The 9,720-nt window shown below is 66.8% G+C and carries 8 protein-coding genes; 2 read left to right on the top strand and 6 right to left on the bottom strand.

The genetic code is table 11. The features are described from left to right. Positions 1-168 precede the first annotated feature (168 nt). The gene (locus tag J7024_RS28805; protein WP_124830411.1) at positions 169-1,119 is read right to left on the bottom strand and encodes a helix-turn-helix domain-containing protein; all 951 of its coding nucleotides are present in this window, start codon (positions 1,117-1,119) and stop codon (positions 169-171) included. 383 nt (positions 1,120-1,502) lie between these two features. On the opposite strand from J7024_RS28805, the gene J7024_RS28800 reads away from it, so the two are divergent. Together J7024_RS28800 and J7024_RS28795 are read left to right on the top strand one after the other, a co-directional pair. After that, positions 1,503-3,101, top strand: coding sequence for a GMC family oxidoreductase (locus J7024_RS28800; RefSeq protein WP_124830410.1), 1,599 nt, complete (start codon positions 1,503-1,505; stop codon positions 3,099-3,101). A gap of 53 nt (positions 3,102-3,154) precedes the next feature. Next, positions 3,155-4,642 (top strand): NAD-dependent phenylacetaldehyde dehydrogenase, encoded by a 1,488-nt coding sequence (locus J7024_RS28795; RefSeq protein WP_175752346.1) that lies wholly within the window; start codon positions 3,155-3,157, stop codon positions 4,640-4,642. A gap of 71 nt (positions 4,643-4,713) precedes the next feature. Here J7024_RS28795 and J7024_RS28790 read toward each other — a convergent pair whose 3' ends face one another. From J7024_RS28790 to J7024_RS28770, 5 genes are all read right to left on the bottom strand, one after another. Next, positions 4,714-5,805, bottom strand: a complete 1,092-nt coding sequence (locus J7024_RS28790) for a porin (RefSeq protein ID WP_124830408.1) — start codon at positions 5,803-5,805, stop codon at positions 4,714-4,716. A gap of 180 nt (positions 5,806-5,985) precedes the next feature. Further along, positions 5,986-6,708 (bottom strand): SDR family NAD(P)-dependent oxidoreductase, encoded by a 723-nt coding sequence (locus J7024_RS28785; protein ID WP_124830407.1) that lies wholly within the window; start codon positions 6,706-6,708, stop codon positions 5,986-5,988. Further along, positions 6,686-7,807, bottom strand: a complete 1,122-nt coding sequence (locus J7024_RS28780; RefSeq protein WP_124830406.1) for a 2,3-butanediol dehydrogenase — start codon at positions 7,805-7,807, stop codon at positions 6,686-6,688. Before J7024_RS28780 ends, J7024_RS28785 begins: the two co-directional genes overlap by 23 nt. A 1-nt stretch (position 7,808) precedes the next feature. Then, positions 7,809-9,101 (bottom strand): MFS transporter, encoded by a 1,293-nt coding sequence (locus J7024_RS28775; protein ID WP_175752347.1) that lies wholly within the window; start codon positions 9,099-9,101, stop codon positions 7,809-7,811. 18 nt (positions 9,102-9,119) lie between these two features. Next, positions 9,120-9,653, bottom strand: coding sequence for a 2,4'-dihydroxyacetophenone dioxygenase family protein (locus J7024_RS28770; RefSeq protein ID WP_124830404.1), 534 nt, complete (start codon positions 9,651-9,653; stop codon positions 9,120-9,122). Positions 9,654-9,720 lie beyond the last annotated feature (67 nt).

Below are 9,720 nucleotides of genomic sequence, written 5' to 3'. Positions count from 1 at the left end.
GTCATCGAAGGCGATGTTCGTGGCCGCCGCGCGAGTGTGGTGGCCGGTGCATCGAACGCGCGGTGCGGTCGACGTTGTACGGCAATGTTCGACCGCACGTGATGCCGGAATCGTTCGCGGGTCCGGGGAGTTCGCCGCATGCCACGGGGCATCGCGCGCTGACGCGCGTCATTCCCCCGGCATCGTTCGGTATGCGACACGATACGCCCCCGGACTGCACCCGAACCGCGCCTTGAACGCCCGCCCAAAATGCGTAATGTCGGAAAACCCGCACGCGATCGCGAGTTCCAGCAGCGTGCGATGGGTATCCGCCGGATCTTCCAGAGCGCGCCGGCTCGCCTGCAGCCGGTATTCCTGAATCAGGCTCTGCGGCGTCCGCTCCGTCGCGGCCAAAGCGCTGTACAACGTGCGCCGCGACACGTTCAGCGCGCTCGCCAGCTTGTCCGGCGACAAATCGGGATCGCTGTAGTGGTGCGACAGATAGAGTTCCGCATTCATCCGCAGCGTCGCGATTCGCGTATCGGCGCCGATACGCGAATCGCTCGCCTCGCGGCGGATCACCGAATCGAGCAGCATCAGCGTCGACTGCTCGAAGCCGAACAGGCTTTCCGGATCGTTCGGCACCTGCCCGTCCATCAGGTAACGGATCGATTGAAGCGCCAGTTGCGCATTGCCGACGGTCTGGCGCACCTGCACGCCCGCCCGCTCCACGAACCAGCGCCACATCGTGCCGCTTCTCGGCGGCGTCAGCGCGGCGACGAAGCGCGACGCGTTCGCCGATTCGATCATGTACGGCTGCGTTGCATCGTAGATCACCCACTCGCCGGGATTGACGGTCGACGTCGCGTTGCGCTGCGTGACGCGGCTTTGCCCGGCGATCTGGAACAGGATCTTGTAGCAGTCGCGGTCGGCGCGCGACGCGAGCGAGCGGTCGCGATCGACGCGGATCGCCGTTGTATCGACGTCCGCCATGCGCAGGCCACCGACCGTGGCAACGCGCACCGACATCCGGAACTGCGGGCCGGTGTCGTGAAAGATCAGCGGCAGGAAGCTGTCCGCGATCAGGTCGCGCAGATTCGCGCTGCTGTTGCTGGCGTCGACGACGAGTTCGTGTGCCATTGCCGGAATGGGAGGAGGGTCGGGGAACGCGTCAAGGTTAATGCAAACGACAGGAATGCGCGTTCAGACCCGGCCATTGTCGGGAGCCTGGCTCTGCGGCGTCAATCGTGGTTTCTCCACGTTCCGCCGCGACCCCATCGCACCGCATCGATCTGCACGCTCAAGCCAAAAGTGTGCACGCAACGCCGATCGGCGCGGACGAAGCGTCCCTAGAATCGACAGGCGGTCGGCAAGCTGTCCTGTCGAATCGCATGGGCTGGCTCGCGCCATGAAACGCAACCACCGATTTTCAAGGAGACCCTGCCGAAGGCCGGGCAACGGACGCATGCGGCGGCAGCGCGCGCCGGCGACCGTCGTGCGGACGACCGCGGGCGCATATCAGGATGTCCGATAGAACTTTCGACTACATCGTCATTGGCGCCGGCTCGGCGGGCTGCACGATCGCGACCCGCCTCGTCGAGCGCGGCAAGGGCACCGTGCTGCTGCTGGAGGCAGGCGGCCACGACAAGGATCTGTTCATCCACATGCCGGGCGGGCTGGCGAAGGCCATTCCGCGCCACACGTGGCCGTATGCGGCCGAGCCGTCGGACGACGTGAAGGGCCGCTCGATCGCGGTGCCGCAAGGGCGCGTGCTCGGCGGCTCCAGCTCCGTCAACGGGATGCTGTACGTGCGCGGGCACCGCAACGACTACGATCGTTGGGAGACTGAATTTGGCTGCAAGGGCTGGGGCGCGGACGACATGCTGCGCTACTTCGCGAAGGCGGAGAACAACGAATCGCTGACGGCGCCTTACCACGGCAACGACGGGCATCTGCAGGTCACCGAGATCCGCTATCGCCATCCGCTGTCGCAGGCGTTCGTGCGGGCCGGCCAGCAGATGGGACTCGACTATCTGGTCGACTACAACGGCGATCGACAGGAGGGCGTCGGGTTCTATCAGGCGACGATCTTCAATGGCGAGCGCGGCTCCACGGCGGCGACGTACCTGAAGACGATCGCGAACCGTCCGGAATTCAGCCTTGAAGTCGATGCGCTGGTCGAGCGCGTCGACATCGAAGGCGACCGCGCGACCGGCGTCACGTACCGGCAGGGCAATCGTCGCGTGACCGCGCGTGCCCGCGCCGAAATCATCGTATCAGCCGGCGCGATCGGTTCGCCGAAGATCCTGCAGCTATCCGGCATCGGGCCGCAAAAGGTGCTCGAGGACGCTGGCGTGCCGGTCCGGCAGGTGCTGCCGGTCGGCGAGAACTTCCACGACCACCTGCACATGTCGGTCAACGCGACGATCCGCACACCGGTATCGCTCTACGGCCAGGACAAGGGATGGCGCGCGCTGAAGCACGGCATCCAGTGGAAGTGGTTCCGCTCGGGCATCCTGACTTCGCCGGTGCTCGAAGGGTTCGCGTTCGTCGATACCTGCCGGCAGGGACAGCCGGACGTCCAGTTTCACTTTCTGCCGACGATCGATTCGTTCGACGATCCGATCGGCGTGACGGCGGGGCGCACGCACGGAATCACGATCAAGACCGGGCATCTGCAACCGCATTCGCGCGGCCGCGTGACGATCCGCTCGTCGAACCCGGAGGCGCTGCCGCGCATCGACGGCCGCTATCTGGCCGACCGCCGCGACGTCGACGGCCAGATCCGGGCCGCAAAGCTCGCGCTGAAGATCCTGCGCCAGCCGGCGCTCGCCGATCACGTCGACGAGATCTTCTCGCCGGACTGCCCGCCCGACGACGAAGCGGGGATCGAGGACTGGGTGCGCGGCGCGGCGAAGACGGTCTATCACCCGGTCGGCACGTGTCGCATGGGGATGGATCCGGCTTCGTCGGTCGTGGATCCGCAATTGCGCGTGCACGGTATCGCAGGGTTGCGCGTGGCCGACAGCTCGGCGATGCCGAGCATCCCGAGCGGCAACACGAACGCGCCGACCATCGCGCTCGCCGAAAAGGCATCGGACCTGATCGCCCAGGCGGCCTGATCGGGCCTTTCACACTCACCTTCACATTCAACGGAATTTCCGGAGGAACACAGATGGCACTGGTTCGGATGCTGGACGAAGTCAAAACGTTTCTCGGGCGCGAACACGGTCACTACATCGACGGCCACGCGGTGGCCGGCCGCGGCGAACGGATCGACGTGCGCGATCCGTCGACGCGTGCGGTGATCGGCTCGGTCGCCCAGGCGACCGACGACGACGTCGAAGCCGCGATCGCGTCGTCGCATCGCGCGTTTCGCGGCGAATGGGCCAGCCTGACGCCGGCCGATCGCGAACGCATCCTGTTGCGCTTCGCCGACCTGATCGACGCGCACGGCGAAGAGATCGCGCAGATCGAAACCGCGCAGTCGGGTAAGCTGATCGGGCTGTCGCGCGTGATCGAGGTCGGCTGGTCCGCGCGCTGGCTGCGCTATTACGCGGGCTGGGCCACGAAGATTGCGGGCGAAACGCTCGCGCCGTCGTTTCCGAGCATGAACGGCGAGCGCTACACGTCGTTCACGCTGCGCCAGCCGCTCGGTGTCGTCTTCGGCATTATTCCGTGGAATTTCCCGGTGATGATCCCGGTATGGAAGTTCGGCGCGGCGCTCGCGACCGGCAACACGGTGCTGATCAAGTCGTCGGAGTTCACGCCGCTCACGATGCTGCGCATCGCCGAGCTGGCGACCGAAGCAGGCCTGCCGCCCGGCACGCTCAACGTGATCAACGGCACGGGCCAGGTCGGCTCGAAGGTGATCCGCGATCCGCGCGTGGCGAAGGTGTCGTTCACGGGGTCGGTGCCGACCGGTCGCATCATCGGCGAGGAAGCCGTGAACGCGAACTTCACGCGCTTCACGCTCGAGCTGGGCGGCAAGAATGCCGCGGCGTTCCTGCCGGACACGCCGGTCGACAGGATTCTCGACGGCATCGTCGAGGCCGGGTTCCTGCACAGCGGACAGGTGTGCGCATCGGCGGAACGCTTCTTCGTGCATCGCTCGACGTTCGACGAGGTGGTCGAGAAGATGAAGGCGCGTCTCGACTGCTTCCAGCCGGCCGACCCGATGGACGACGCGGGGATGATCGGCCCCGTCTGCAACGAACCGCAGTTCCGCAAGTGTCTCGACGCATTCGAGCTCGCGCGCACGGAAGGCGACACGATCGTGACCGGCGGCGGCGCGTATGCGCGCGACGGCTTCTACGTGAAGCCGACCATCGTGCTGCCGCGCTCGCTGGAATCGGCTTCGTATCGCAAGGAGATCTTCGGGCCGGTCGGCGCGTTCGTGCCGTTCGACGACGAGGAAGCGCTGATCGCGATGATGAACGACACGCCGTTCGGGCTCACCGCGAGCCTGTGGACGAACGACCTGTCGAAGGCGCTGCGCTACGTGCCGCGCATCGAAGCCGGCACCGTGTGGGTGAACATGCATACGCTGGTCGACCCGGCCGTGCCGTTCGGCGGCGCGAAGGGGTCCGGTATCGGACGCGAGTACGGTTCGTCGTTCATCGACGCCTACACCGAGCCGAAGGCGGTGACCATACGCTTCTGACGGCGTGGCGCCAATGGAAATGCCCGCCCGGGACGACCCGGGCGGGCATTTTCGTCAAAGGGTGCGGTGCGTCAGAACCGCGTACTGAATCCCACCCGCGCGATCGACTGCACCGTGCCACTTGCTGCGCCATCCGCATCCATCACGCCATTGATCTGCGCATTGCTGCCGTGGCTCGCGCGCTGATGCACGCCGGCCACATACACCATCGTGCGCTTCGACAGCCAGTACTGAACGGCGGCCATGATCTGATGCGCGTGCGCGTTGTCGAGCGTGTCGTTGCCCTTCATGTACGTATAGGTCGCGCCGACCACCCACACCGGCGACGGCCGCCACGCGGCGCCCGCTTCCGCCGACCACGCGCCCGCGCCGTTCCACGCGTTGTGCACGGTCGTGAAGAGCGCCTTCGCGGTAACCGTGCCGAGCGTGTAGTGCGCGCCCGCGCCCCAGTTGCGCACGCTCGTGGCCGGCATCCCGTCTGCCGCGCCGTATTTCTGGTTCGTATAGGCGGCGCCCGCGCCGAACGGGCCGTTGTCGTAGCTCGCACCGACGCTGACCGTGTTGTTCGCGCCGACCGACCCAGCGACGTTCCCGAAGCCGTACAGCGCGCCGAAGGTCAGCCCTGACAGCGATGCGCTGGTGTACTTCACGGAGTTCGCGACGCGGTTGCTGCCCGCGACGCGATCCCAGTCGAAGGCGCCGGTCGGGTTGTTCGGCAGCGCGAGCTTGTCGAATGGCCCGTTGCGAAAGCCGTACAGCCCGACGAGATCCTGCGCGATCTCGTTGCCGCTCGCGGCCAGCGCATCGACCATGAACTCGTACTGGTTGCCGAGCGTAAGCGTGCCGTAGCGGTCGTTCTGCAGCCCGACGTAAGCCGTGCGCGCGAACAGCCCGCCGCCGATCATCGAGCCGTTCGCGAGCGAGAACTGATTGACGAGCCGGAAGATCGCATGCGTGCCGGCGCCGAGGTCTTCCTTGCCCTCGAAGCCGAGCAGGTTCGGGAAGAATATGTTGTCGTCGAATTTCGCGTTGCCGTGGCCGCCCTCGTTGCTGACATAGCTGATGCCGGCGTCGAGCAGACCGAACATCGTCACGCTGCTCTGAGCGAACGACGCGGCCGGGATCGTGCAGGCCGCGAGGGCCAGCAAGGTCTTTTTCGTCATCTCCAATGTGCTCCTCACATGTTTCCGGTCATGCCGGAATATTTTTGATGGGACTACTGATTGATCGGACGATAAGGTGGTGCAAGGCGACCGAATCGATCGGGCCCGGAACGGCACCGGTCGATCCCGCGGGTATCGGCGATGCCGATCGATCGCCGATGCCCGCGTGCACTGCTTCGGCTAGACCGTCGAATACCCGCCGTCCACCGGCACGATCGCACCGGTGACGAACGACGCGGCGGGCGAACACAGGAACAGGATCACGTCCGCAACCTCGTCCGCCGTGCCCCAGCGCCCGAGCGGCGTGCGATCGAGAATCCGCCGCGAGGCCTGGGTGTCGGCCATCAGCCCGCTGCTGAGCGGCGTGTCGATCCAGCCGGGCGCGACCGCGTTTACGCGGATGCCGCGTTCGGCCCATGCCTGCGCGAGCGAGCGCGTGAGCTGCGCGACGCCGCCCTTGCTCGCGCTGTACGCCGGGCGATCCTTGCTGCCGAAGTACGTGTACATCGACGCGACGTTGACGATGCTGCCGCCGTTTGCCGACAACGCCGGCAGCGCGGCGTCGGACGCCCGCATCACCGACGTCAGGTTCACGTTCAGCACGAGCTCGAACTGGTCCATCCGGTATTCGTCCGCGTGCCGGCTGATGCCGACGCCGTTGACGAGCGCATCGACGCGCGGCAACGCGCGGATCGTACGCGTCAGTGCGTCGCTGTCGGTCACGTCGAGTTCGACGCAGCGAACGCTCGGATGGACGGGCGCATGCGGGCCGGCGGCATCGAGCCCGAGCGCGACGACCGATGCGCCCGCTTGCGCGAACCGCAACGCGGTACGTGCGCCGATGCCGGACGTGCCGCCCGTCACGACGATGGTCTTGCCGTCAAACGACCACTGGCGGGTCATGTTCGATACTCCCGATGGTGTGAAGGGGGCGCGCCGGCCGGTGCGACGGCGCAACGAGGATCTTGATCTGCGCGCGATCGGCGAGCAGTGCATCGAAGCCGTCGGCGACGGCGTCTTCGAGCGACACGGTACGCGTGACGATCGACGTGAGGTCGAGCGCGCCCGACCCGACGAGCCGAAGCAGGTCTTCGTACACGTGACGGTAGCCGACGCTGGCCGTGAAGGTCAGCTCGTCGTTGACCGCGCGGAATGCCTCGAAGCTCGCATGCGGCATCAGGCCGACCATCACGAGACGGCCGCCCTTGCGCAGCCCCTGCATCGCCGCTTCGAACGTGGCCGGCAGGCCGGCCGCCTCGAAGCTTACGTCGACGCCGAGCCCGCCCGCGGCTTCGCGGATCGCGTCGCGCAGCACCGGCGCGTCGAGCGAGCGTGCGTCGAACGCATGCGTCGCGCCGAAGCGCGCGGCGGCCGCGAGCCGTTCCGGCGACACGTCGACCGCGACGATCGTCGTCGCGCCCTGGAGCTTCGCGAGCATGATCAGCAACAGCCCGATCGGCCCGAGCCCGAACACCGCGCAGGTGTCGCCGAGGCGCAGCTCGCCGCGCCGCAGCGCGTGCAGCGCGACGGCGGCCGGTTCCATCACCGCCGCCTGTTCGAGGCTCACGTCGTCGGGCAGCCGGTGCAGCATGTAGGCCGGCACGACCGCGAAGTCGGCCATTCCGCCGTCACCCATCAGCCCGGCGAAGCCCATCGACACACACAGGTTGTACGACCCGGAGCGGCAGTATGCGCACTGGTGGCAACGATACTCGGGCTCGATCGCGACACGGTCGCCCGGAACCAGCGTCGTCACGCCCGCGCCGACTTCGACGACGGTGCCGCTGAACTCATGGCCGAGCGTGAGCGGCGCGGTGCGGCCCGACAGCGGATGCGGTGTGTCGACCGGAATCGCATGCGGCCCGTCCGCATATTCGTGCAGGTCGCTGCCGCAGATCCCGCAATAGGCCACCGCGACGCGAACCTCGCCGGGCCCGGTGCGCGGCGTGTCGAGATCGACCAGGCGGATGTCGCGCGGGCCATGCCATTGAAGTGCACGCATGTCAGCGTCCTCCGAGGTGCCGGGTATCGAGACGGGGGCCGGCACCGGCGAGCGCGCGCTTGCGCAGCACGGCGGGCGCGGTTTCGACGAGACCGAACGACAGCACGCACGCGAGGATCGCGCCAGCGGCCGACGTCCACATCGCGAACTGCAGGCCGTACTTGTCGGCGGCGAAGCCGGCGACGGTCGGCGCGACGAAGCCGCCGATCAGCTCGCCCGCACCCATGATCAGGCCGAGCGCGCTGGCGATCGCGCGCGGCGGCACCGTTTCGGCCGGAATCGTCGCCATGAACAGCGTGAAGCAGCCGAGGCCCGTGTACGTGACGAACACGAGCGCGCCGAGCGCCCACAGCGCATTGACGTGGATCAGCACGATCGGGCAGAGCGCGGCGATCAGCGCGAACGCGATCATCGTCGGCTTGCGGCCGATCCGGTCGGAAATCGCCGGCACCGCGAAGCCCCAGAACACCCACGCGGCGCCGAGGCAGGTCATCACGACGCCCATGTCGGCCGGCGACAGGTGGCGGCTCTCGACGAGGAAGACCGGCGCGAACGAGATGATCACGACGAACCACGTGAGGAAGAAGCAGCTGATCAGCACGCACAGCAGGATGTTGCGTTCCTTCAGCAGCGCCCAGCGGCTGACCTGCACGCCGGGCGTGGCCGTGCCTTCGGCCTGTGCATGCCGGACGCCGCCGGGCGGCACTTCCCGAACCCAGCGCCAGATGCAGAACGCGATCAGGAAGCCGGGAACGCACGATACGTAGAAGGCTTCGCGCCAGCCATACGTGGTCGCGATGCCGATCACGACCGGCGGCCCGATCATCGCGCCGAGCAGGCCGGCGGCCGAGCCTTGCAGCAGGCCCATGTTCAGCCCGCGGCGGCTCGGCGTCGAACTCTCGACCATCAGCGATTGCGACAGCGGCAGCACGGGGCCTTCGGCGATGCCCATCAGCGCGCGAAACGCGATCAGGCTCGCGAAGCCGCCGACGAGGCCCGACAGCGCCGAGCAGACGGAAAAGCCCAGCACCGCCGCGATCAGCAGCGGCTTGCGGGTGCCGCGTGCGTCGGACCATGCGCCGGTCGCGGCGCCCGACAGCGCCCACGTCAGCGCGAGCGCGGACGACACCATGCCGAGCTGCGTATTCGACAGGTGCAGCTCGGCCGACATGAACGGAAACAGGAACGACAGCGCGAGGCGGTCGAAGAACACGAAGCCGAACGTCATGAACAGGATCAGCAGCAGCCTGTTCTCATACGTCCATGCGACTTTGGGGGAGGGATGGGATGTCATGAGCGGCCTCGTCGCGCGTCAACGGAACAATTTCTCGATCGCCTGCGCGCCGAGGCCGACTTTCTCGTAGTGCGCCTTGCACATCGCGATGTACGAATGCACGTCGAAGTAGCCGTCGGGATTGCCTTCGTCGTCGAGCCAGATCAACGGGCCCGTGACGATGAAGAACGCACGCATCGGTTCCGGATGATCGAACGCGACGAGCGTATGGCCTTCGCCCGGCGTCTCGTACACGAAATCGCCGCGCGTCGCGGTCCATTCATGTTCCAGATAGCCCCACTTGCCGGACAGCGTGTACGCGAACACTTCGTGCGGGTGGTAGTGCCGGTTCACGAGCCCCGCTTCCTTTGCCATCAGGATGTCGCACCATTTGTTCTGCGACGGCGAGATCCACAACGGCCGCGACGAAACCGTTTCGGTGAACGGAACGTAATAGCGCTCGTCTTCGGTGGCCGCGTTCTGGATGTAAGCCTCGGGCAGCGCATCGGGCTTGAACGGATTGGCAATCGGCGCGATGTTTTGCCAGAATTCGGATACGGCTTTGTCGACCACGGTTTGTCTCCTTGCTGGTTGGTGTCGTGGGGACGACTTTAGCCAGCCGGTGCGCGGCGCTCTTGAC

The organism is Burkholderia sp. WTPI3 (assembly GCF_021483755.1).
In the GTDB taxonomy this organism is placed as follows: domain Bacteria; phylum Pseudomonadota; class Gammaproteobacteria; order Burkholderiales; family Burkholderiaceae; genus Burkholderia.
Note: the sequence above shows the minus strand (reverse complement) of the source record. Positions and strands in the feature narration are given on the sequence as shown.